The 22,384-nt window shown below is 63.2% G+C and carries 19 protein-coding genes and 1 pseudogene; 10 read left to right on the top strand and 10 right to left on the bottom strand.

Annotation, left to right across the window (positions count from 1 at the left end; translation table 11 throughout):
* Positions 1 to 6: 6 nt before the first annotated feature.
* The 5 genes from EIP85_RS11430 to EIP85_RS11450 all read right to left on the bottom strand — a co-directional run bounded on the left by EIP85_RS11430 (position 7) and on the right by EIP85_RS11450 (position 5,120).
* A complete protein-coding gene (locus tag EIP85_RS11430) occupies positions 7 to 828 on the bottom strand; it encodes a carbohydrate ABC transporter permease (protein ID WP_127902311.1) in 822 nt (273 codons plus the stop codon).
* A complete protein-coding gene (locus EIP85_RS11435; protein ID WP_127902312.1) occupies positions 825 to 1,670 on the bottom strand; it encodes a carbohydrate ABC transporter permease in 846 nt (281 codons plus the stop codon). Before EIP85_RS11435 ends, EIP85_RS11430 begins: the two co-directional genes overlap by 4 nt.
* 72 nt (positions 1,671 to 1,742) lie before the next feature.
* Entirely contained in the window at positions 1,743 to 3,014 is a 1,272-nt protein-coding gene (locus EIP85_RS11440) for an ABC transporter substrate-binding protein (protein ID WP_127902313.1), read from the bottom strand.
* 40 nt (positions 3,015 to 3,054) lie between these two features.
* Positions 3,055 to 4,080 (bottom strand): LacI family DNA-binding transcriptional regulator, encoded by a 1,026-nt coding sequence (locus EIP85_RS11445; protein ID WP_127902314.1) that lies wholly within the window; start codon positions 4,078 to 4,080, stop codon positions 3,055 to 3,057.
* 407 nt (positions 4,081 to 4,487) lie between these two features.
* The gene (locus tag EIP85_RS11450; RefSeq protein WP_164871708.1) at positions 4,488 to 5,120 is read right to left on the bottom strand and encodes a TetR/AcrR family transcriptional regulator; all 633 of its coding nucleotides are present in this window, start codon (positions 5,118 to 5,120) and stop codon (positions 4,488 to 4,490) included.
* 141 nt (positions 5,121 to 5,261) lie between these two features.
* Here EIP85_RS11450 and EIP85_RS11455 point away from each other — a divergent pair, with 141 nt between their 5' ends.
* Genes EIP85_RS11455 through EIP85_RS11475 form a run of 5 tightly spaced genes read left to right on the top strand, consistent with a single transcriptional unit; the run spans position 5,262 to position 10,435 of the window.
* Positions 5,262 to 6,032 carry an outer membrane lipoprotein-sorting protein gene (locus EIP85_RS11455; RefSeq protein WP_127902316.1) on the top strand — a complete coding sequence of 257 codons (771 nt, stop codon included), beginning with the start codon at positions 5,262 to 5,264 and terminating at the stop codon, positions 6,030 to 6,032.
* A gap of 13 nt (positions 6,033 to 6,045) precedes the next feature.
* A complete protein-coding gene (locus EIP85_RS11460) occupies positions 6,046 to 7,254 on the top strand; it encodes an ABC transporter permease (protein WP_164871709.1) in 1,209 nt (402 codons plus the stop codon).
* Positions 7,254 to 8,480 carry an ABC transporter permease gene (locus tag EIP85_RS11465; RefSeq protein WP_127902318.1) on the top strand — a complete coding sequence of 409 codons (1,227 nt, stop codon included), beginning with the start codon at positions 7,254 to 7,256 and terminating at the stop codon, positions 8,478 to 8,480. The genes EIP85_RS11460 and EIP85_RS11465 overlap by 1 nt, the downstream gene beginning before the upstream one ends.
* Complete coding sequence (locus EIP85_RS11470; RefSeq protein ID WP_127902319.1) at positions 8,470 to 9,198, top strand: ABC transporter ATP-binding protein; 729 nt, start codon at positions 8,470 to 8,472, stop codon at positions 9,196 to 9,198. The genes EIP85_RS11465 and EIP85_RS11470 overlap by 11 nt, the downstream gene beginning before the upstream one ends.
* On the top strand, positions 9,185 to 10,435 hold the full coding sequence (locus EIP85_RS11475) for a hypothetical protein (RefSeq protein WP_127902320.1): 1,251 nt from the start codon (positions 9,185 to 9,187) through the stop codon (positions 10,433 to 10,435). Before EIP85_RS11470 ends, EIP85_RS11475 begins: the two co-directional genes overlap by 14 nt.
* Before the next feature lie 191 nt (positions 10,436 to 10,626).
* On the opposite strand, the gene EIP85_RS11480 is transcribed toward EIP85_RS11475, so the two are convergent.
* Positions 10,627 to 11,388, bottom strand: a complete 762-nt coding sequence (locus EIP85_RS11480) for an arginase family protein (RefSeq protein ID WP_127902321.1) — start codon at positions 11,386 to 11,388, stop codon at positions 10,627 to 10,629.
* A gap of 883 nt (positions 11,389 to 12,271) precedes the next feature.
* Entirely contained in the window at positions 12,272 to 12,490 is a 219-nt protein-coding gene (locus tag EIP85_RS23455) for a winged helix-turn-helix domain-containing protein (RefSeq protein ID WP_127902322.1), read from the bottom strand.
* Between the two features lie 1,227 nt (positions 12,491 to 13,717).
* On the opposite strand from EIP85_RS23455, the gene EIP85_RS11490 reads away from it, so the two are divergent.
* Entirely contained in the window at positions 13,718 to 14,539 is an 822-nt protein-coding gene (locus tag EIP85_RS11490) for a phage tail tip lysozyme (protein WP_127902323.1), read from the top strand.
* Between the two features lie 114 nt (positions 14,540 to 14,653).
* Positions 14,654 to 15,271, top strand: coding sequence for a trimeric intracellular cation channel family protein (locus tag EIP85_RS11495; RefSeq protein WP_127902324.1), 618 nt, complete (start codon positions 14,654 to 14,656; stop codon positions 15,269 to 15,271).
* 233 nt (positions 15,272 to 15,504) lie between these two features.
* On the opposite strand, the gene EIP85_RS11500 is transcribed toward EIP85_RS11495, so the two are convergent.
* Entirely contained in the window at positions 15,505 to 16,920 is a 1,416-nt protein-coding gene (locus EIP85_RS11500; protein ID WP_241559977.1) for a LuxR C-terminal-related transcriptional regulator, read from the bottom strand.
* A 173-nt stretch (positions 16,921 to 17,093) separates the two neighbouring features.
* Between EIP85_RS11500 and EIP85_RS11505 the strand changes: the two genes are divergently transcribed.
* The 3 genes and pseudogenes from EIP85_RS11505 to EIP85_RS23225 all read left to right on the top strand — a co-directional run bounded on the left by EIP85_RS11505 (position 17,094) and on the right by EIP85_RS23225 (position 19,160).
* Positions 17,094 to 17,507, top strand: coding sequence for an ester cyclase (locus EIP85_RS11505; protein WP_127902326.1), 414 nt, complete (start codon positions 17,094 to 17,096; stop codon positions 17,505 to 17,507).
* A 147-nt stretch (positions 17,508 to 17,654) separates the two neighbouring features.
* The gene (locus EIP85_RS11510; protein ID WP_241559978.1) at positions 17,655 to 18,761 is read left to right on the top strand and encodes an MFS transporter; all 1,107 of its coding nucleotides are present in this window, start codon (positions 17,655 to 17,657) and stop codon (positions 18,759 to 18,761) included.
* A gap of 100 nt (positions 18,762 to 18,861) precedes the next feature.
* Positions 18,862 to 19,160 (top strand): annotated as a pseudogene (locus EIP85_RS23225) (amino acid synthesis family protein).
* Positions 19,161 to 19,821: 661 nt separating this feature from the next.
* Here EIP85_RS23225 and EIP85_RS11520 read toward each other — a convergent pair.
* Complete coding sequence (locus EIP85_RS11520; RefSeq protein WP_127902327.1) at positions 19,822 to 21,306, bottom strand: NCS1 family nucleobase:cation symporter-1; 1,485 nt, start codon at positions 21,304 to 21,306, stop codon at positions 19,822 to 19,824.
* Positions 21,303 to 22,088, bottom strand: a complete 786-nt coding sequence (locus EIP85_RS11525; RefSeq protein WP_127902328.1) for an aspartate/glutamate racemase family protein — start codon at positions 22,086 to 22,088, stop codon at positions 21,303 to 21,305. The genes EIP85_RS11520 and EIP85_RS11525 overlap by 4 nt, the downstream gene beginning before the upstream one ends.
* Positions 22,089 to 22,384: the final 296 nt, after the last annotated feature.

Consider the following 22,384-nt stretch of genomic DNA (forward strand, 5'->3'; position numbering starts at 1 on the left):
GAGCTCCTATCGGTTGGCGATGCCCCACATCGCGAAGAGGTATTTCCGCACCAGGAAGATGAAGATCAGCGCGGGAAGAACAAGGACGAAGCCGCCCGCGAATTTCAGCGGCAAGGGCGACACGTCGAGCGAGGTCAGCAGGAACGCGGTGAGCGTCCGGTGCTGTACGGTCAGGACCGAGGCCGCGAAGACCTCGTTCCAGGAGATCACGAAAGCGAAGATGGCCGAGGCCGTGATGCCGGGCATCACCAGCGGCAGGACGACTTTGCGGAAAGCCTGCGCCCGGGTGCAGCCCATTGTCCAGGCCGCCTCCTCCAGCTCCACCGGGATCCCGGAGAAGAGCGAGAAGGTGATCAGCACTGCGAAGGGCAGCGCCAGAGTGGTATGGACCAGCGCGAGGCCTAGCGGCGTGTCGTCCAGCCCGACGCGGATATACATCACCGCAAGCGGCAGCGCGAGCAGCGGCAGCGGGAAGGCGCGGGTCATCAGCACCATGATCCGGAAGAGTGACTTGCCGCGGAATTCGAACCGCGACAGCGCGTAGCCCGCCGGCGCGCCGAGGACGATCGACAACACCATCGTCAGCGTTGCCACTTGGATCGAGTTCCACAAGGCAGAGGCCACCCCCTGGAACTCGATGAAGAACTGCAGGCTGTCGAGGTTGAAGCTGGGCAGCCAGTGCTTCGGGAAACCTGTCACCGCGCTGGGGGAGGAGAAGCTGTTCAGGAATAGCAGGTAGATCGGTCCGAGCACCCAGGCGCAGAGGAGCAGCACAGAGCCGCCGGTCAGCCAGCGCCCGCGGCGGCGAAAGGTGGCGTTATCGCTCATATTCCTGCCCCCTTAGGCACGCGCAGCAGGCGCAGATAAAGCAGCGTGAAGCCGATCGAGATCGCGAGGATGACGATCGCGAAAGCGGCCGCGGTGTGGCCGTCCTGCAGGTCGAACTGCCAGTGGAATGTCTCGCCCATCAAGACCGGTAAGTTGGTGCCCCCGAGTGCCGCGACTTCGGCGAAGACCTCGAAGGCCAGGATTGTGCGCAGGATGAGCGCGGTCTGGAGCGAGGGCCTCAGAAGCGGCAGCGTCACTCGGCGGAAGCGCTGCCACGGCCCGGCGCCGAAGACCTCGGCCGCCTCGCCGTATTCCTTCGGGATCAGCCCCATGCCGGCGACGATGATAACCAGCATGATCGCCGTCGCGCGCCAGATCTCGGCCAGCATGACGGCCAGGAAGATAACCCATTTCGACTGGTAACCGAGCCAGATCACCGGCGTGTGGACGACCCCGAGCGCATGCAGGGCCGAGTTCAGGAACCCGGTCTGCTGGAAAATCGCGAACCAGATCAGCCCTGCGGCGAGGTCCGAGATCCCGAGCGGGATGGTGAAGATGTAGAGGATGAGGTCGCGGCCCTTCTCGAGCTTGCTGACAAGCACGGCCATCGCCAGTGCCATCGCCGTCTGCAGCGGCACGACCGCGACCGCCAGCAGCAGCGTGTTCTCCAGCGCCGCGGGGAATTTCCAGTAGTTCACCATGGTCGCGAAATGCGACAGCGTCACCCCTCCGGGACCGGAGAAGGCCTCCCAGGCGATCTGGGTGAACGGGTAAAGGAAGAACACGGCGAGGAAGACCGTCGCCGGCAAGAGCAGCAGATATGGCAGGCCGCGCGAGGGCATGGCCGGTCCTCCGGGATCAGGGGGGTGGCGGCCCGGTATCCGGGCCGCCGATCGGAACCGCCTAGCGGCGTCTCAATTGACCGGGCAGGCGCCCTTCGACGGCGCATCCGGCGCCCAACATGGCGCATCGGCCTTCTTCATCAGCGCCCGCAGCGTACCGGCCTCGTCATCCAGCACGCGCTTGATCGGCTGGCCGCCGAGGATGATCCGCTGGAAGGTGTCGATGTAGACCTGGTTGAACTTTCCGCCGAGATCGCCCAGCCCCATCGGAAGCAGCGCCGGTAGCGCGTCCTTGGCGCCCGACATCTTGGCAATGGCGGCACCCGAGGCCTTGACCGAAGGCGGCATGTCATTGGGCAGGTTCACGTCGATGACGGGGAAGAAGCTCGTGGCCCGCAGCGTGGCGATCTGGGTCGAGGGCTGCAGCATGTACTTGATCAGCTTCTCGGCCGCTGCCTTGTCCGGCGCGGTTTTCGGAATCGCGAGCCCCGCGATGACTGGCATGAAGCCGCGCCCCGCGGGGCCGGCCGGCGCCGGGAAGGCGACAAAGTCATTCGGCCTCTTGTTCAGCGCATCGGCCAGCCGTGCGGTGTGGTCGAAGGCCACCCAGACCGCGCCGCTCAGCAGAGGCTCCTGCATGAAGGCGTAGCCCGTCGAGGCGGGGTTGGTGTATTTCCATAGATCCTTCAGCTTCTGCCAGGCGGTCACAGCCTCGGGCGAGCGGAACTTGGTAACCATGGACCCGGTGTAGGACGGGTAGAGGTAGCCCTGCAGGAAGCGGTGCAGCAGGCCCTTCGGGCCGGCGGGCAGGCCGAATTTCGGGCTGCCGGTCTTCTCGTCGAGATTCTTGGCCCAGGCAATCAGCTGGTCATAGGTGAGCGCGTTGATGTCGGCACCCGTCGGCAGGTAGGGCAGTGCCTTCTTGTTGGCGACCATGATATAGGTGGCCTGCATCCAGGGAATGTATTTCTGCTCCTTGGAGCCGAGCTTGCCCAGCTTCATGAAGCTCGGGTTCACCTTCACCCCGCCGAGGTCGATCTTCGAAAGGTCCATCAGCCCGTCCGAGAGGCTGGTGAAATCACCGTGCAGCCCGCCGAGCACCTGGATCGAGCCCTTGCCGGCCTTCATCTCGGCCTGCACCCGCGTCAGCCAGGGACCGGGGTCGTTGGCCTGGTAGTTCACCTTGCCGTCGAAGCCCTTCAGGACCTCGCTGCGCATCGCCTGGGTCTCTTCGACCGGCTTGGCCTGGGTCGACCAGAACAGCACATCCGCCTTCGCCTGGGCACCTGCCAGGACGAGGACGGCACCGAGTGCGGTGCAGAGACCTCTGAATGTCGTTTTCATGTCTTCCTCCCTTGTTTGTCGTTGTAGTCCATAGTGGTGGTCAGGGCGCGGGCCCGTGGCTGGCGCGTTCGATCAGCACCGCCTGACGGAGTGTCGTGGCCGGGGCTTCGGCGGGGCTGCGGATCTGCGCCGTCAGCATCGCTGCGATCTGGCGCGCGCTGTCGCGCGTGGCCTGATCAAAGGTGGTCAGCCCCGGCATCGCGAAGCCCGCCGCCGGCACATTGTCGAAGCCGATCACCGAGAGGTCCTGCGGCACCGAAAGCCCGAGGGCATTGGCCTCCTGCATCGCGATCAGGCCAAGCTCATCGAAAAGCGCGATCAACGCCGTCGGCCGGTCCGGACGCGACAGAAGCTCCCGGATCGCGTGGCGATGGGCGGCGGTGTCGAAACGCGGGGCATGGGTCTCGGTCAGTATCACGGCTGGATCGTCCGCCGCCGCGATGGCGCCGCGCAGGCCCGCCTCGCGGTCGCGCCTGAAGCCCATCTGTTCGGCGATCGAGATTATCCCGAAGCGGCGGTGGCCGAGGTCGTGGAGCAGTCGGAAAGCAGTGGCGAAGGCACCGGCGCCGTCGGTGTCGAGCCAGCTGAAGCTCTCTTCCGCCGCCATGCGGCCATGGGTGGTGAACGGCACCCGCTGGTCGATAAGGAAGCGGACGCGCGGATCGCCGTCGGCGATCCGAGTCAGCACGAAACCATCGGCGCGACCGGCGCGGACGAGGTGCTGGAGCACCTCCAGCTCGGTCTGGTCCTTGGAGGCCGCGGCGATGAAAAGGTCGCATCCCTCCGCCACCAGCCCTTCACCCAGGCCAGTGACAAAATCGCCCAGGAAGCTGTCGACGAAATCCGGGCCGCGCACCGGCAGGACGAGCCCGACGAAGCCGGTCCGGCCGGAGACGAGCATCCGACCGGCCATGTTCGGCGCATAGCCCATTTCGCGCGCGAGCTGGCGCACCCGTTCACGGGTGCCGACGGCAACATCGCTGTAACCGGCCAGCGCGCGCGAGGCTGTCGCCACCGAAACCTCGGCAGCACCAGCCAGTTCCTTGAGGGTACAACGCTTGCTCAATGTGATTCCAAAACGTTTTAGTTTCTACAGACGAGCAATCTGAAACGTTTTGGATTGGTAATCAATCTGTTTTGGGCGGAGAGCGGCTGGCGGCGCGCAATGAATGCGAACCATACGCAGGGTGGCAGGCGTTCGCCTGCACTTTCGGCGCGCACCGGGCGGGGCAGGGGCCTAAATGACTTGGTCTCGAGCCATGAGCTTCGCACCAACCTGGGGCCTGCGTGTGCTTTCCGGGGGTGTGCCCCCGCGAGGCTGTGAGCGGCAATGAAGACGGACATCACCGCGATTGCTTTCGTCCGTCCGAGGTCCGCTCGGATCAGCAGATCGGGAACGCTGGCGAACAGGTATGTGGTTCAGCGGCGGCATACTGGCGTTGTATGAGACAACGGTCCAATAGGAGGGCTTGGCTATCGCGTGGCCTGAATATCAAGCAATGCCCGGAACAAGCCGATATGCTGTTCTGCCATCGCTAGTCGTTCCTGAGGCGTATAATCGTCCCAATGGGCGACGATCCAACGGTCGAGAGCCTCGCCTAGGGCCATTGCGCTGTCGATCAGCAGCGAGTCGGGTAAATCTGTGCGCACTACGCCCAGCTCCTGCCCTCGAGCGAGGATTAGCCCGACCCAGTGCCGCGCGGCTTGAAAAAGACGGCCGGTGGGTGCCGACTTCTTGGGATCCCCACGCAGTCGATAGAACATCCGTCCCATCTTCACATACCAGGTGCTCTTGTTCATCAGCCGAACCGAGCGGCGGTAGAGCGCCTCCATCTCTCCCCAGTAGGTATTGGCGGTCAGCGCCTCTGGGTCGAAGCCCCCGATCTCCTTCATAAGAAAGCCGACAGAGCGCTCGACCAATGTGGTGAACAGGTCCGCCTTGTCGTCGAAGTAGTAGTAGAGCGAGCTCTTGCTCATGCCCGAGCGTTCGAGAATGTGGTTGAGCGAAGCCCCCTCATAGCCCTTTTCACCGAATTCCTCGGCGGCGTTGTCGAACAGTCGCTGCTGACGCGCTGGGTCGAGTTTGTCGAAACGAGGGCGGCTCATGGGTTGACATGTAGCATCTGGGGGGCGTATCGACCAGAGGTGTGAACCGGGTGGTCCACACATTCGCGCTGATGGTGCTGCACGTTCCGGACACCGAGGTCCAAGCGGCGGCTGGGGTGCGCAAAGCGAGGAGGGCAGCGATTGAAACGGCTCATCGCGAGGACTGTGGCGGCGGTGGTTGTGGGAGCGGCGACGCTGGCCGCGAGCGCCGGGGCCGGAGCGGCGGCGGACGCGACCTCACTCTTGCGGGCCGCGTTCGACAACTGGCGGGCCAACTCATCAGAATCCACGGTGACGATGACGATCCACCGGCAAAGCTGGGAACGCCACCTAACGATGAGGGGCTGGACCCAGGGGCATGACAAGGCGCTCGTACGCTTCACCGCCCCCGCCAAGGATGCGGGTAACGCTACGCTGAAACTGGGTCCTATGACGTTAATCTACAATCCTAAGCTCAATCAGGTGATCAAACTGCCTGCCTCGATGCTGGCGCAATCGTGGATGGGGTCGGATTTCTCCTACAACGACCTGTCGAAGGCCGAGGACATCTTGACCGAATACAGCCACAAGATCGTCGGCACGGGTCGTGCCGGCGGCCACACTGTCTATAGCATCGAAGCGCTGCCGAAACCTGGTGCGCCGGTGGTCTGGGGCAAGCAGCAGGTCAAGGTGCGCGACGACGGCATTTTGTTGCAGGAGACCTTCTTCGACCAGGATATGCAGGTCGTACGCCAGATGACCACCGACAGGGTGGGCCGCATTGGGGGGCGCGACTACCCGGTGGTGGTGACGATGCGACCGGCAAACAAGAAGGAGCGCTGGACTCGGCTGGACACGACCGCGGCGCAGTTCAATGTTCCCATTCCCGCCTATGTCTTCACCCGCTCCAACCTTCAGAACCCGCGTAACTGAGATGCTGTTCGAGATGGCATGGCGGAACCTGTGGCGGCAACCGATGCGCACGGCGCTGAGCTTGCTGACTATGGCGCTCGCCGCCGCCCTGCTGGTCTTCATGCTTTCGTTCCAGCTGGGTGTCTACGATACGATGAAGTCGAATGCGCTGCGCATCTTCGACGGCTTCGCCCGTCTCCAGCCGCCGGGATATGCGGACGATCCGGACATCCGCAGGACCATCACAGACCCGGAGGCACTGGCGGCGAAGGCCGAGCAGATGAAGGGTGTCACCGCCGCCGCGCCGCGCGCGACCTCCTATGTCATTCTCTCCAATGGAGAGCGCAGCTATGGTGCCGCCATTGTCGGCGTTTCGCCAGCGCGGGAGCGGCAGGTCTCGACCCTGGCGTCGACGGTGCATGAAGGCCGATACCTGAAGCCCGGCGATACCGATGTCGTGGTGCTGGGCGACGCGCTCGCCCGCAACCTCAAGCTCAAGCTCGGCGACAAGGTCACGCTGCTGGGCTCGGCCCTCGACGGCACCATTGCCGTCGACAGCCTGAGGCTGGTCGGCCTCTTCCACACCGGGATTGGCGATCTCGACCGGCAAGTTGCTGAGATGCCGCTGCGCCGGTTCCAGCAAGGTTTTGCCATGGGTAATACCGCCAACACTATCGCGCTAGTCGGTCCCAGCCTTGGCGCAGTTAACGATGCCTTGCCGCGGCTCGACCGGCTGGCAAAGGCAAACAAGTTGACGATAGAGGACTGGGGTGGCCTGCAACCCGGGCTGAAACAGGCGATCACCCTCGACTTCTCGACCTCGATGCTATGGTACGTCAGCCTTGTCGTTGTCGTCGTCTTCATCATCCTCAACACACTTCTGATGTCGGTGCTGGAACGCACACGCGAGTTCGGCATGCTGATGGCAATCGGCATGCGCGCTTCGCTGGTCGGGCGCATGCTGTGGCTTGAACTGATCCTGCTGGCGCTGATCGGCACTGTCGCCGGCGTTGTCCTCGGTGGCGGGCTGGCGCTGTGGTATGGCCATGCCGGCATCGCGGTTGGCGCCTTCGAGGGGCTGATGGCGCAATGGGGCTTGCCCGGGCGGCTCTACCCGTCTCTCAGCGCGACCTCGGCACTGGTCGGACCCGCCGTCATCGTGGTCTCGGTGGCCGTGGCCGGTCTGATCCCGATGCGGCGTATCCGCAGGCTGGACCCGGTGAAGGCGATGAGGGCGGCGTGATGGAAACCTTCAAGCTCATTGTTCCGCTGGCCTGGCGCAGCCTGTGGCGCAACCCGCGCCGAACGGCGATCACGCTCGTCGTCGTCGCGGTGGGGCTCTACTCGATCCTCGTTTTTGCGGCGCTGCTCGACGCCTGGGCGCAGTCGAGCCGCGACGCACAGTTAAACCTTCTGACCGGCAGCGGCCAAATTCACGCCAAGGGCTATCTAGACGATCCGGTGGTTGACAGACGGATGCCGCCGCCAGGCGCCAAGCTGCGCGCTGCGCTCGACGTCCCACAGGTCCGGGAATGGGTTGAGCGAGTGCGTGTTCCCGCGGTGGTCCAGAGCGAGTACAAGACCCTGCCGCTAACCTTACTGGGGGTGAAGCCACAGGCAGAACGGGCTATTTCGTTCTTGCCCAGTCAGATCGCCGAGGGCAGCTATCTAATCGGAAATGCCGATCCCGGCATTGTGCTGGGCCGCCACCTCGCGCAACGGCTGAAGACCCGGGTCGGCAAGCGGGTCATCTTGATGGCGCAGAATGCGGATGGCAGCCTTGCCCAGCGGGCTTTCCAGGTAAAGGGATTATTCGCCAGTAACCAGACGGCCGAGGACAGCTACGCTTTCACCGGCATCGAGACGGCGCAGAAGATGCTGGGCATCGGCAACGGGATTTCCGAAATCAGCTTCCGTCTTGCCAGCGGCGCCGCGCTGGCGCCCGAGATAGCCCGGCTGCGCGCCGCCGCGGCAGGGCTGGATGTCAAACCTTGGAAACTACTTGCGCCGCTGGCCGCCGCCGTCGACAGCTTCATGACCGCCTTCGTCTATATCTGGCTTTGGGTGATGTTTGTCTTCATGGCGATAGGCATCGTCAATACCCAGTTGATGGCCGTGTTCGAACGGGTACGCGAGTTCGGCCTGCTCCAGGCACTGGGGATGCGGCCGAGTCTGATCCTGGCGCAGGTGCTGCTGGAATCGGCGCTCCTGATCGGTGTAGGTGTGGTTTTCGGCATGATCGCGTCTGGGGCCACAATCTTCGCCCTGCGGGGCGGAGTCGACCTCGGTTTCCTTGCCCGCGGGGCAGAATTCATTGGCGCCGGCCATGTCCTTTATCCCCATCTCGCTCTGTCCGAATTCTTCGAAATGTCGTTCCTCGTCTGGGTCCTAGGCGTCGTCATCGCTCTGTGGCCTGCACGCAAGGCTGCCCATTCCAGACCCGTGGAGGCTATGAGCCATGCAACCTGATACCTCCGATGCCCATGCGATTGTCACCTGTCGCGGCGTGTCGAAGATCTACGCCCACGGCGCGGTCGAGGTCCGGGCGGTCGACGGCCTCGACCTCGACGTCGCGGCGGGCGACTTCGCCGCGCTCTCGGGCCCATCCGGGTCCGGCAAGACGACGCTTTTGAACATGATCGGCGGGCTCGACCGGCCCACCTCGGGCACGGTAACGGTGGATGGCGAGGATCTGAGTGGCCTCAGCGCTGCGCATCTAGCCGAGCTCAGGCTGCACAAGATCGGTTTCGTCTTCCAGGCCTACAACCTGATCCCAGTGCTCTCGGCGCTGGAGAATATTGAGTTCGTTCTGCAGCTTCTCGGCATAGATGCGAAGGAACGCCACGACCGCGCCGCCGCAGCGCTTGCCGATGTCGGGCTGACGGGGATGGAGGAGCGCCGTCCCTCGCACCTTTCAGGCGGGCAGCAACAGCGCGTCGCGGTCGCCCGGGCGTTGGTGGCACGGCCAGCGATCGTGCTGGCCGATGAGCCAACCGCCAACCTCGACAGCAAGAGCGCCGACGATCTGGTAAGCCTGATGGCCGAGCTCAATGCCCGCTCGGGCACCACCTTCCTGATCGGCACTCATGATGCCCGGGTCATCGCACGCGCGCGGCGTCATATCGAGATGATCGATGGCAAGATCACCTCCGACACGACGGGCGACCTGGCCGATGTCGTGCAATAGTCTCGCCACCATTGCACTGAGCCTCGCCATTGGCCTCGGTCTGACGGTCCCCGTCCGGGCGGACAATGCCCTGCACGGACGTTTCGAAGTCACCGGGATCGGCGCGACATCAAAGGCCGACAGCGTGGACGCCTTCCTGGGCGCGCGTTCCCGCGCTGGCCTTAGCGGCGATCTCCGGCTGACCTGGGAGCCGCATTGGGGCCAATGGGATTTCAGTCTGCATTACGTTCTGCGCGGCGCATCCGGCCGGGACGTCGCGCTGTCGCGCAGCAAAACGGCATTGCTGCCCGCGCGCCCGCCTGCAACATTGTTCGACCTCAGCAACACGATCACCGACAGCGGCAACCGCCAGCTTACACAACGTATCGACCGGTTGTCGCTGGGCTATTCGACGCCCCATTTTGTGTTCCGTATCGGCCGTCAAGCGTTGACCTGGGGTGCTGGTCAGGTGTTCCACCCGATGGATCTCGTAGATCCTTTCGCCCCCAATGCCGTAGATACTGAGTACAAGCCCGGCGTCGAGATGATCTATACGCAGATCCTGTTCGACGATGGCTCGGATCTTCAGGCGGTGGCAGCTCCGCGCCGCGCGCTCAAGGGCGGGCCGGTCAGCGGCAATGCCAGCACCTTCGCGCTGCATTATCACGGCGGCGTCGGCGCACTCGGCCTGTCGCTGCTGGCCGCGCGCGACCGAAGCGACTGGACAGCGGGGCTGGGCCTGTCCGGTCCAATGGGTGGCGCGACATGGAATGCCGAGATCGTGCCAACGCGCGAAACGGCCGGGGTGACCCGGGTCTCTGGGCTTCTCAACATCAGTGGCGCGGTGACGCTGGCGGGACGCAACGCTACTTACTATGCCGAGTATTACCAAAACGGCTTCGGAGTGCCGGGCAATGGCGCGGCGCTGGACAGCCTGCCCTCCGACCTCACAGCGCGGCTAACCCGCGGTCAGCTCTTCACCGTCTCACGCAACTATCTGGCCACGGGCCTTTCCTGGGAATGGTCCCCGCTGCTTACGATTTCGCCCGGCCTTATCGCCAACCTTGACGATGGCAGCTTCTACGTCAGCGCTGAAGGCAAATGGTCGCTCAGCGACAACAGTTCGCTGCTGATTGGTCTCCAAGCGCCTGTGGGGCCGCGCGGCACCGAGTTCGGCGGCCTGTCCACCACCGTAGGTGCCGCACTCTATAGTGGCGAACCAACGACCATCTACCTCCAGCTTCGGCAATACTTCTAAGACCGAACGCGATATCACCGCCTCCCAAGAACTGAATTGGTGCGATCCCACAGTGGCACAGAGATGCCCTCCGGGCGGCGGCTAAACCATTATCAACGCCTAGCCGTGTACAACTCGATGGCCGTCAAGGCTTCGAACTCCATCCGTGGGTTCGTCGAAGTGAGAGCCGAGCCTCTCAAGGTGGCCCATCATCATGTAGCAGTGAGTGACGCCAGAACCCTAGAGCAGGCGTCTTGGGTACGACCATCTCGGTCCAGCGAACCGGCCCAGCCGCTGACTGAGATTGCGGCAATGCGGTTTTGACCAGCGAACGCCCGGCAAGCCTCGATAGTATCGGCGATGCCTGGACCGCCTGGCACAGGGTAGTTATGAGCCGGTGCCTCAGAGGCGTCGATGACATCGATGTCCAGGTGAAGGTGCACCGGTGCGTTGATCCTTAGAGACGCAAGACCCGCCATTCCGGTCCTGCGAAGGGCCGAGCTGTCCACGGCAACGCGCTCAAGCGGATCGAGGTCTCGGCCGTCGATCAGCCAGACGCGGTCTTCCGGAAGCGGCCTGAGGCCAACCGCACCGCACATCCATTGCGGTCCCCGCCCGACAATCATGGCAAGAGGCATTCCGCCAAGAAACCCCGAGGGGGACGTCTCCGGCGTGTTGAAATCGCCGTGCGCATCGATCCAGACGAGGACCGGTTCGACACCGGCCCGCCGAAGCCCAGCCAGCACTGGGATCGAGGCACAGCAGTCGCCAGCGATGGAGATGGGTCGATGGCCGCTTCCTACAGCGTCTTCGGTGAAATCTGCGATAGGGCGGTGAACGCGCGCCATGCTTTGAGGGGAACGGTCTTTGATGGGATGCGGACCATTGATCGCACAGCCATCCGGCACCGCGCCGCTTAGAGCAGGTTCCGGCAGGTCGAAAAATTGGGGTGTAAGAAGCCAGAGATCAGTCATTCAGATATCTTGTCGCTCGGGTGGGGCCGCTTACCTGACAAGCGGTATCTGTTTGGCCATAGGCTGCGCCACGAGGCTCCGCCCTGTCTGAAACAATAGAAAGATTCGGTACGCCTTTGCACGGAGAGATTATCCGTTTTGAGCATCGGGCGACACTGTTGATAAAGGCCGGAAGCCAACCCAGATTGACATACACGGGCCGCGCTGCAAGCTGAATTTATGTTCAATCTCCTCGCCCCCACGGTGCCACAGCAGCTGATACGGCGGGTATTTTCGAAAGCCGGAGATCGACTGGGTATGTGGCTCAAGGTGCCGGTGTCAGAGGCGCTTGGGTTGCAATGGCTCCTTCTGGATCAAGCCCTGGGTGTCGAACGTCCTCAGCCCGATCTTAGATTGGGCCCTGCTGATGGGCCGAAAGTCCCGGTCCCCCGCGCAAGCAGAATTTGATCCAACTCATTCCGGGCCATGAGTGGTTGGTATTAGATCGACGTCGAGCTTTGGGAGAAGGATGCGACCGTCTCGGACCTTATTTCCGATCTCTGGATCGTCACACAGGCCGCTTGGGTATTTGTTCCTGTAATGGTCATTTTGTCCCCCTTCGGGCGGGAATAGCCCAACACTTCGACGGCACGGGAGTTGATTGCAGCGTCGGCACGGTGCAGCGGCACACACAGCCCTTAGGAAGAAATTTAGGTGCAGGTCTCGTTGGTTGGGGTATCGATGTGCCTCTTCCCGATCGTTGCGGACGCGGTAGGTCACAACACCACACACTGTACAGGTGTAAGAACTGGGATGTACTACTCATGACCTGGAGCGATGGCACCTTGGCCTGCATTGCTGAAGTCTTCTACGGCAATTGCGACAGCTTCTTGGTCTGGGCCAGTTAGATGTTCAACCTCAAGCCATCCCTGTTTCTTTCCCAGATCATCGTATGACACACGCGTTCCACCGGATGCACCAATCCGTCGCGCTGCATACGACGCAATAAGTGAAGCACCCCGGAACGGCTCATACCGACGAGCTCGCGCAACTCCCCCTGGGTCCTGGGCTTGCGCAGCGCTTCATAGATTGCCCGGCCATGCGTCCCGTGCCGTTCTGGCATGGATCAAACCTCGAGCGTTGTGGTTGCTGCAGTCCTAGAATCAGAAACGGCTGAATACAACTCACGAGCGTCACGTTGCCGTCGGCGAGACCCGTTCGAGACTCCGGGGTCAACGGGGGAGACCGCCAGCAGCACGTCGGGGCGCCCCGTTTTCTGGAGCGCCGCAAAGGCCCCTTCCATTGCTCCACCGTCCACGTAGATGCCGCGCAGGTTGGGGTGCGGAGCTAGGAGAGCAAGGACCGCCCCGTAGGTGAACTGCCGGGTTTCGAGGTTTGCCAGCGTCTCCGGCACGACAAGCTCCGGCGCAGCCTCCCGCATGTAGGCGCGGAACCCGACCTCTCGCTGTTCGTGCCCGTGCCAGCGGTGACCGCCGACGAAGAGTGCCGCCTTGCCCGGGCCGCGGGCCTTCGAGCTCGCGGCTGCCTTCTCGGCGGGCCGGACCGCCGCCGCACGGTGACACCCTTAAGAAGGGAGCCCCATTCAGTACAGTAGCAGATGGGCCCAGAGCCCGCTGCCTCGAGCGACCAGAACCTGCCGTCCGCGAGAGTGATTATCAAGCTAGCTAAGGCGTAGTCGGCGAGGTGAAAATTGGAAACCGGTCAGTCCGCAAGCGGCAAGGGCCGCCGTCCAGTAGGATGCTTTTGTTCCTTTCGCTTGGTAGAGGCCTTGCCTTTGTTATCCGCCGCAATTGCAAGTGTGCGAATCGCTTTAGCTGCGCTCCGACCGAAAATGGCTGGTGCGGTTGGCCCTGTTTTGTTCCTTTATTGTCTCGCACCGTGACACGGTCATTGGCCGCGTCGTGCACTATTCTCTAATTGGCAATTCTAGCCCAAAAAATGACCGATTTTCTGCACCTTTGGGTTACAATTCATGTACCAAACCAAACTCGGGGCTTGCTGACTTAAGCAAGCTGTTTCGATGCAGATGGTCGCGGCCATTTAGCGACCCAGGCAAGAGTTCAGTGCGGGAGCAAAAGTGCTCCGCACCGGTCGCATGGCTGGCGCGGGATCTGTCTGCTTTTTCGCAAGACCAAGAACATAGGTGCGTCATGAGTGATGTCCCAATAGGACCATTAGAAGCGAGGCACGCAGGTTCCCTGCGGCCCATTCCGACGAAGGTCGGCAGGCCAAAGCCACGGCGATCAGCCCCGAGAAGCGCAACTCCAAGTTGGGACAGGCTTCATGGCGAAAATACCGGCTGCGCATCCAGCAAAAATGGGGGCACCACATGACGCCGCCAGTCATCGCCGTCTATCTCCTTCTCACGGCCTGCCTTCACAATAATCCAAGGCACTTTGTCGAAATCGACCAAACTCAAGTTTGCGCGCAAGTCACGGGGTCTTCGCTTGGCCCCACCACACCTTGGATTACAAGCTACTCGATGGCCAGCGTCGAGGATCTTGCCATGGCAGCCGGCGCGAAGCAGTCCTATGAATTTTGGCTATCTAAGGGTCTTGCTCCGGCAGCGGCCCTCGCAATGGTAGCAGACGAACAGGGCGAAAGCGGCTTCAATTGGGTGAAACGCGGCGATGGCGGCGCTGCGGGCGGTTCGTTTCAATGGCACGCTGATAGACGGGCGGATATTCTGAGGGGGACAGGGATCGACGTTTGGAATCGGAACACATCACATTTGCAACAGCTCCGAGCGGCTTACTGGGAGATGACGCAAGGCACTGACGCCGGCGCTCGCGCAGCATGGTCCGCCCTCACTGGGGCGAAGACGATGGCCAAATGCATCAGAGCGGCCGTCAGAGACTTCGAACGGACCCGACATCCTGTCCCGGACGTGCGCAAGCGCATTGGCTATGCGGAACACTGGTTGCCCTTACTAATTGCCAGCGCCGCAGATCACCCGCTTCTGCCGGCAGCGGCGAGGCAGATGGGACCCACCTCAAAGGTGAGGGAAAAGGTTGGCCAAAACAATGTTCTGGCCGGCATCTCGTTGCGGGCTGATGGGAGTAAACGCACGGAAGTCGGTTCTCTCCTCGTCAACGGAGCCATGAGCTTTGCTGAGGCTTCAGTGTCGGAGTTGGCCTTCGCCGCGCCCTGAACAGAATGCGGCTCTGGGCCGTTATTCGCCGTGCGCGGCATCAATTTTCAGATTCATTTGCTTGGACGGAGCCTTGTGGCACAAGCGGTGTAGATATGTCTTTGAGGAAGGCCATTGCATTTTGTCCCGTTTTCCTATGCGATTGACTTGGCTGGAACATTTGCGTTCGGACTGAGTGGCGCCATGGTCGCCGTCCGGCGGCAACTCGACCTCTTCGGGATCCTCGTGCTCGCGGCGGCTACTGGCGTTGCCGGAGGTATGATCCGGGACATCCTACTCGGAGACTTACCCCCGGAGGCACTGCGCAACACATGGTCGCTCGCGGTGACCTGCCTGGCGGGCGTTTGTGCATTCTTCTTCGGGCCGCTCATCGAGCGGTTGAATCGGCCTGTCATGTTGCTGGACGCAGTGGGGCTCGGCGTGTTTGCCGTGGCCGGCTGCCAGAAGGCGCTGGCCATCGGGCTGAACGCGCCCGGCGCAGTGCTCCTCGGTATGATAACAGCGGTCGGCGGTGGCGTGCTGCGCGATGTCATGGCCGCCGAGATACCGCGTGTTCTGCGGGAGGATGTCTATGCCCTGGCGGCGCTCGCGGGCGCGGCTCTCTATGTCGCCGGGCTGAGGATGGGAGCTCAGGAGCCCATAGTTGCGGCCTGCGCCGCGCCGCTCTCCTTCGCCATCCGGGTTGCGAGCGTTCGTTACGGCTGGAAGCTGCCTCGCGCGCCGTGGTCTTAAGACCGCAATCTTCTTCAAGAATGGAATGGGCCAATGCGTCGAACCGACCGGTGTCGCAGGTGAGCGGCCGAGCCGCAGGTAGAGGCTGAAATGAAGGCGCCACTCCCACCAGTTGCAACAACGGAAAGAACCGTTCGCCTGCCATCTGGCTGCACGACCCACGCCCAGTGAGCGAAATCGGGGCACGAAGCAGAGGTCAGGTGGGAGGCGGTCGCACGGCGGCTCCGGGCCGTTCATACGAAACCCGCCATGTGTAGGCGCAGGCGAAGCTCCTGCATCTTGGCCTCGTCTTTCAGAGGGACGCGCTCGACGGCGCTGGCCGCGATATCCGGCAGAACCTCACGGCAGGTTTCGACGGCGGCCCGTGCATCTTCGGCTTGTCCGAGAGCTATATGGCTGGCCGCCAGAATGAAATACGCATGCTGCCAGCGGGGATTGTGGTGGATTGCGCGCTCGGCCCATTCGATCGCGGACGGGTGGTCACCCGCCACGTAATTGGCGATGGCGAGGCCCGAGAACCGGAAGAAGATGCTCGGATCCCGTGGGTTCATGCGGATCGCGATGGTCTGATTCTCGATGGATTCTCCGGTTCGCCCGACCAGCGCCAGCGCCGTGCCAAGGCTACCGCGGGCGACGGAACAGTTCGGGTTCAGTTCGACCGCGCGCTCGAGCGCGGCGAGACCCTCTTCATGCCGGTGCAGACCCCAGCAGGAAATCCCGAGCGCCCATTGGGCGTATTCGTTCTTCGGGTCGAGCTGTGTCGCCCGCCGACCAAGCGCATGAGCCGCCTCGGCCGCATGGAGCGTATCCTGGGCGAAGCCCAGCAAGGCGACGTGATGGTTGATCAGCGAAAGAACCATGTTCGCTTCTGCGCTTTTGGGGTCGAGCGCGAGCGCCCGTTCCAGAAGGATCTTCGCCGCCGCATAGGCGTCCGGCGTGAAATCGTAAAGCAGGTGCCAGGCGCGCATCGTCAGTTCCCAGACGGTCAGGTCCGGGCGGGTCCCGCGTTCGACCGGCTCCTCGGCGGTGTTCAGGTGGACGACGGTCTGGAGCGAGGCGACGACCTGGCGGGTGATCTCGTCCTGAAGGTCGAAGACATCCTTGAGCTGACCGTCATAGCGTTCCGACCAGACATGACCCCCGGTCAGGCCGTCGATCAGCTGGGCGGTCACCCGGATCCGGTCGCCGGCGCGCCGGACGCCGCCCTCCAGCACGAAGCGGACGCCAAGCTCGGTCGCCACACGCCGGACATCGACGGACTGGCCCTTGTAGGTGAAAGAGGAGTTGCGCGCGATGACGAAGAGCCAGGGCGAACGGGAGAGTGCGGTGATGATGTCCTCGGTGATCCCGTCCGAAAAATACTCCTGTTGCGGGTCACCTGACATGTTCTCGAAGGCCAGGACCGCGATTGAGGGCTTGTCGGGCCGGGGCGGGTGGTCCGCGACAGAACCGGTGGGCGCCGCGGCTTCGATCTGCTTGCGGAGATCCAGTTTCGAGGAAACGCCGAGCTTGCGATAGATCGTCGCCAGATGGGTGCGGACGGTCGAGGGCGCGATGCAGAGCCGATCGGCAATTGCCTGATAGGTGTCCCCCTGCGCATAGGCGCTAGCGATCTCGTTCTCGCGCGGGCTGAGAATCTCATCGGGCAACACGGGCTCAAATCCCTTGGTGGCTCTCCTGAACAGCCTGGGGCGGCCCCGGCGGACCTGCAAATGCTGTATCAAAATACCGCACAGCGCGGCCACAGATTACCGCAGCTGCCGGATTCCTCAAAGCCGGGCCGCCCCGCATCCTGAGGTCATCCGCAACGGAGGATCGACAAATGGGTATCGAACAGACGGCACGCGACTTCTTCGAGGCTTGCGAGACGGGCGGTGGCTGGGCGGCTTGCAAGCCTTATTGCCGCGACGGGGCGAGCTTCGCCTGCCAGGCCGACGCACTGGCCGGAACGGCTACGCTCGCCGACTACGCGGAGTGGATGAAGGGCCTTCTGGGACCGATCCCGGACGGGCGCTACGAGCTCAAGGCCTTTGCCGCCGACCCGGCGCGGGGCACGGTCGTGGCCGCGGCGGTGTTTCACGGAACCCAGACCGGCGAGGGCGGGCCCGTCGCGCCGACAGGCAAGGCCGTTGTGTCTGACTACGTCTACCTCATGGAATTTGACGGCGACCACGTCCGCCACATGACGAAGGTCTGGAACGACATCCACGCGCTGCGTCAACTCGGGTGGGCCTAATGCGCTGGCGGATGCTCATCCTACTGTTCCTCGCGCGTATTGCGCTGGGGTTCCAGTTCCAGGCGATGGCCTCGGTGGGCGACAGACTCGCCGGGGCTGTTCCTGGCCTTGCCTGCGGGCCTGTCGGGTCGGTTTGGGGCGGACCGGGTGCTGGCAGGTCTCGGTCTTGCCGCGCTGGCGGCCGGTGGCCTTGTCTGCGCTGCGGCACCGGGGCCGGGGATGGTCGCACTCGGGCGGCTGGTTTCGGCAGCAGGGGCGCTCTTCTCCACGCTCTACTTCACCAAGATGATCGCCGACTGGTTCGACGGGCGCGAGATGGCGACGGCGATGAGCGTTCTTGTGATGAGCTGGCCGTTCGGCATTGCCATGGGGCAGGAGGGCCACGCCTGGATCGCGCAGCACTACGGCTGGCACGTGCCCTTCGCCGTGGCCTCGGCCTATTGCGCCCTGGCGTCTCTCGGCGTCCTCGGCTTCTGTCGTCCGCCGAACGCGCAGACCCACACCGGTGCGCAGCGGATCGCCCGCCTTCTGCCGCGCGAATGGGCTCTGATCCTGTGCGCGGGCATTGCCTGGGGTGTCTTCAACGGAGGCTACGTGACCTGGCTTAGCTTCGGGCCGAGGATGCTTGAGGCGACCGGCACCGGTGTGCTTGCCGCGGCCTCGGTCATCAGCGTCGGAAGCTGGCTGATGATCTTCTCGGGTGCAGCCTGCGGCCAGATCGTCGACCGCTTCGGACATGCGGACACGGTGCTTGAGGTCTGCATGACCGGCGCCGTGGGGGGCCCTGTCCCTCCTGGTGGTGCCCGGGGCGGGTCTTATCGCGAACCTTCTGTTCGGGATCCTCGGCATGGCGCCCGCCGGCGTTATCATCGCGCTCTCCGGTCAGGCTGTCGCGCCGGAACGGCGGGCCTTCGGTATGGGTGTCTTCTATACGATCTACTACGCGATCATGACCGCGGCCCCGCCCACTGCCGGTTGGATTTTCGACCGGACTGGCGGGGCGAGGGGGGCCATCCTCTTCGGCGCCTGCCTGTTCGCCCTGGTGTTGCCGGCAGCGATGCTGATTCGGAAACTCAAGGTAGTGCCCAAGGCCGCGGCAGCCCAGGAGGGCGTGTGATGCAGATACGCAAGACAATGCTGATCCAGGAAAGGAGCGAGATCGACGAGATGGGGGCGCCCTGTGCGCCCCTCATCCGGGTGGCGGCGCTGCCTGTGCCGCAAAACCCTTACGCGGGCATCGACCAGCGGACCTGACAGTGCTCTTCGAGATTGGCGCGGCGCTTGGAGGAAGGCTCGCGTCCGACATCGTAGCGGCCCTCGGGGCGCCCCTGTAATCTACGGTAAGGCCGCGATCGTGGGCACCCTTGGCGCATCGGAACACGGCGCAGCACTCTTGCACCCCCGGCTGGGTAAGCCGGTACGGCAGGCGATCGGCGGCGGCAAGGCGCTGATGCCGTCGAACGTCAAGGTTGCCGTGATGGGCGCCGCAATCGACCTGCCGCTGGGCATAAGGAGGAGGCCTGGTCCTTCGATCGCATCGACACGATGACAATCGTCATTCCGGATGCGCCGCGCCCAAACGAGATCGTCGTCTGCCTTGCCATGTCCGATGGCGCACGGACTCGCGCAAGGGTGGGGAAAGGACCCACTTGAGCTGATGTGGTAGCGCGACGTAATGCATCTGGAGAGGGGGGCGTTGAAGCCGGCTCTCCCAGCGAATTCCGGCTCCGAGTTTCCGTCGGCAGAGGCCAGAAAGGCGTACTCCCGTGCCGCAGAGGGGCACATTCGGGGCAAGATCCGTTCGAGCCTGACCCGAAAGAGCTGAGGCTTTCAAGGCGCTCGCACGTGCTCCCGCCGCAGGCGCCGCAGCCTGTGGATGCTTTTGCTGAACCCGGGACGAGTTAGATCCGCGACGGCGGGGAAGGTTTGGAGCATATGGCGGCGTTGATGCGGCTGGGAGTCATCCCAATGCCGCGCGTGATGCCGAAGCAGTCACCAGACCGCTGCAGACATAGGATCATGAAAGTGAGGATCCCAGAGGCGCTCAGGGACGGCCCACAGACGTTACGCGAACTGGTGGCCTACGTGGCAAGTGACGTCCTGAGATCGTCCACGACGCGGCCTACAGGCGCACAGCGCATGTCTTGGCGAACAAGAAGGCGCGCGGGTTCACGCGCGTCGCTTTGGCACATCGCGATGCCGTCGGGAGAGGGAAACGCCATCAACTGAGCCGGCGTAAGGGCCAAGCATACAGAAGCCTGAACGCCCAACCCGTCATCAGAGGCGGCGCCCCCGAGGGCGCCGCACTCCGGCTTCAGGCGGCCTGCCGCCGGGCAAGGACCAAGTGGATCGAGAATCCCAGGCCCATGCCGATGAACCAAGTGAAGTTCGCGGCAACATGCAGGGCGGGCACCAGCACACAGGCCACCGGGATGATCGCGGCCGGGATAATGGCCATCACAGCTGCCGGGTTGAAGCCGTTGCGGTACCAGTACCGTCCGTCCTCGCGCATGGTGTAAAGATCGTCCACGACCACGTTCTGTCGCTTCACCACGTAGTAGTCGGCGATCAGGATTCCGAAGAGCGGCCCGATGAACGACCCGAGGATGTCGAGCGTATAGTGGATGATCTCGGGGTTATTGTAGAGATTCCAAGGCGTGATGAAGATCGAGCCGATGGCCGCGATCATGCCGCCCATCCGCCAGCTGATCCGTTTCGGAGCGACGTTCGAGAAGTCGAAGGCAGGTGAAATGAAGTTGGCGACGATGTTGATGCCGATGGTCGCGATCATGAAGGTCATCGCGCCAAGGGCGACGGCGAACACGCTGTCGATCTGGGCGACCGTCTCGACCGGGTCCGTGATCATCCGCCCATAGACCGGCAATGTGGCCGAGGTAGTCACCACGGTGAGGATCGAGAAGCCGAGGAAATTGATCGGCAGACCCCAAAAGTTGCCCTGCTTCACAGCTGCGAAGCTCTTGCCGTACCGTGAGAAGTCGCCGAAGTTCAGCATCGGGCCCGAGAAGTAGCTCACTACCAACGCGATGGCGTTGATCATCACCGGCAGGGCGTCCCAGCCCTTGTATTTCACCGCGCTGAGCGTCAGGCCGATGTTGCCGATCCCCGCCTTTGCCACGAGATAGATCGCAAGTGAGATCATCACCACGTAGACCGCCGGGCCGGCCCAGTCGATGAAGCGGCGAATGGCCTCCATCCCGCGCCAGAAGACCAGCGCCTGTACGACCCAAAGTACCATGAAGCAGCCCCAGCCGAGCGTCGAAAGCCCGGCAAAGCCGTATTGGGCGACGTCAGCATAGGGGGCGAGCGCGGGGGCGAACTTCAGCGTCAGCACAAGGAAGGCGACCGAGGCGAGATAGGTCTGGATCCCGTACCAAGCGACTGCGATCAGGCCGCGGATGATGGCGGGAATGTTCGCGCCCTTCACCCCGAAGACCGAGCGGCAGATGACAGGATAGGGCGTTCCCGTCGCCTGGCTGGGCTTTGCCACAAGGTTGCAGAAGAGTTGGACGATTACGATGCCGACGAGCAGCGACACCAGCACTTGCCAGCTTACCAGCCCCAGGGAAAACAGGCTTCCTGCCGTGATGTAGCCGCCGACGCTATGGACGTCGGACATCCAGAAGGCAAAGATGTTGTAGGCGCTCCAGTGCTGGTCGCGCAGCGGCGCCAGATCCTCGTTGACGAGTCGGTCATCGTAGCCGGGCTTAATTACGTAGCCCGGTTCAATCATGACGCCGGGCTCCGCGGGCGCAAAGCCGCCCGCCGATGTGCTGGTCATTTCGCGAACTCCTTGTTGGGATTATCTTTGGTTTCTTGGTTGTTGGCCACCGGCCATGTAACCGGACGCCCGTGTTGCCCAGGAAGACCCTTGTCCTTACGCGGCGGCGCATAGCCACCCAGGCGCGAGGTGCGAAGACCGATCCGCGCCATCCCCTCGGCAAGCGCTACCGCAGCCGCGACACCGTCGATCACCGGCAGCCCGTGTTCCTCGGCAAGCCGCCCTGCCAAATCCGTCATGCCAGCGCAGCCCAATACCACGGCCTCAGCCCGGTCCTCGACCTTCGCCCGCGCAATCTCCGCCCCGATCTTTGCCGCGGCGCCGCTGCCGGGGATTTCCAGGTCCAGCACCGGCACTTCGGACGCACGCACCCGCGCGCAGCGGGCGGCCAGGCCGTAGCGGTGCATGTTGTGCTCGATCGCAGGGACCGATCGCCCAAGCGTCGTCACTACTGAGAACCGGTTTGCCAGCATCGCCGCCATGTGAAATCCGGCCTCGCCGATGCCGACCACCGGGCGATCGGTGATGCAGCGCACCGCATCCAGCCCGGTGTCGTCGAAGCAGCCGATGATGACCGCGTCCACATCGCCTTCTGCCTCGACTATCTCCAGCACGCCCGGCACGCAGAGCGCCTCATCGTAGAACCCTTCTATGCTTGCGGGCCCGAGTATCGGGTTGCGCGCAAGGATGGTCGTTCCTGGTTCGGCCGCCGCCCGTGCCGCCGCGGCGATCTTTGCGGTCATCGACGCGGTGGTGTTCGGATTGACGATCAACAGACGCATGGAAACTGTCCCGACTGGATTGTTTTCCCTACAGTAGGACAATTGTTAACAATTCAGTCAACAACTTTCGTTTACGCCGTAACGGTGGAGGTGGCGCTCGCTTGCCCCGCCGCGCCGGACTTCGGAACAATCCTGCGATATGGCAATGGCTTGTGGGAGAGAGTGTCGCTCGCAAAACGCCATCCGAAAGGATGGTGCCACCGGAGTGATCTTCGTGCGCAAGGCTACAAACTGCGCGACTCATACCGGCGCAGCAGGTTGAAATGGGGGGCTGATGGGTGCCGCGGTGCGTGCCG

The sequence above is a fragment of the Solirhodobacter olei genome, assembly GCF_004010155.1.
GTDB classification, from domain to species: Bacteria; Pseudomonadota; Alphaproteobacteria; order Rhodobacterales; family Rhodobacteraceae; genus Solirhodobacter; species Solirhodobacter olei.

Bases quoted from the DNA above. Each gene is read 5' to 3' on its own strand.
- EIP85_RS11430 (WP_127902311.1), bottom strand. From the start codon at position 828: ATGAGCGATAACGCCACCTTTCGCCGCCGCGGGCGCTGGCTGACCGGC.
- EIP85_RS11435 (WP_127902312.1), bottom strand. From the start codon at position 1,670: ATGCCCTCGCGCGGCCTGCCATATCTGCTGCTCTTGCCGGCGACGGTC.
- EIP85_RS11440 (WP_127902313.1), bottom strand. From the start codon at position 3,014: ATGAAAACGACATTCAGAGGTCTCTGCACCGCACTCGGTGCCGTCCTC.
- EIP85_RS11450 (WP_164871708.1), bottom strand. From the start codon at position 5,120: ATGAGCCGCCCTCGTTTCGACAAACTCGACCCAGCGCGTCAGCAGCGA.
- EIP85_RS11460 (WP_164871709.1), top strand. From the start codon at position 6,046: ATGGCATGGCGGAACCTGTGGCGGCAACCGATGCGCACGGCGCTGAGC.
- EIP85_RS11465 (WP_127902318.1), top strand. From the start codon at position 7,254: ATGGAAACCTTCAAGCTCATTGTTCCGCTGGCCTGGCGCAGCCTGTGG.
- EIP85_RS11470 (WP_127902319.1), top strand. From the start codon at position 8,470: ATGCAACCTGATACCTCCGATGCCCATGCGATTGTCACCTGTCGCGGC.
- EIP85_RS11475 (WP_127902320.1), top strand. From the start codon at position 9,185: ATGTCGTGCAATAGTCTCGCCACCATTGCACTGAGCCTCGCCATTGGC.
- EIP85_RS11480 (WP_127902321.1), bottom strand. From the start codon at position 11,388: ATGACTGATCTCTGGCTTCTTACACCCCAATTTTTCGACCTGCCGGAA.
- EIP85_RS23455 (WP_127902322.1), bottom strand. From the start codon at position 12,490: ATGCCAGAACGGCACGGGACGCATGGCCGGGCAATCTATGAAGCGCTG.
- EIP85_RS11490 (WP_127902323.1), top strand. From the start codon at position 13,718: ATGACGCCGCCAGTCATCGCCGTCTATCTCCTTCTCACGGCCTGCCTT.
- EIP85_RS11505 (WP_127902326.1), top strand. From the start codon at position 17,094: ATGGGTATCGAACAGACGGCACGCGACTTCTTCGAGGCTTGCGAGACG.
- EIP85_RS11520 (WP_127902327.1), bottom strand. From the start codon at position 21,306: ATGACCAGCACATCGGCGGGCGGCTTTGCGCCCGCGGAGCCCGGCGTC.
- EIP85_RS11525 (WP_127902328.1), bottom strand. From the start codon at position 22,088: ATGCGTCTGTTGATCGTCAATCCGAACACCACCGCGTCGATGACCGCA.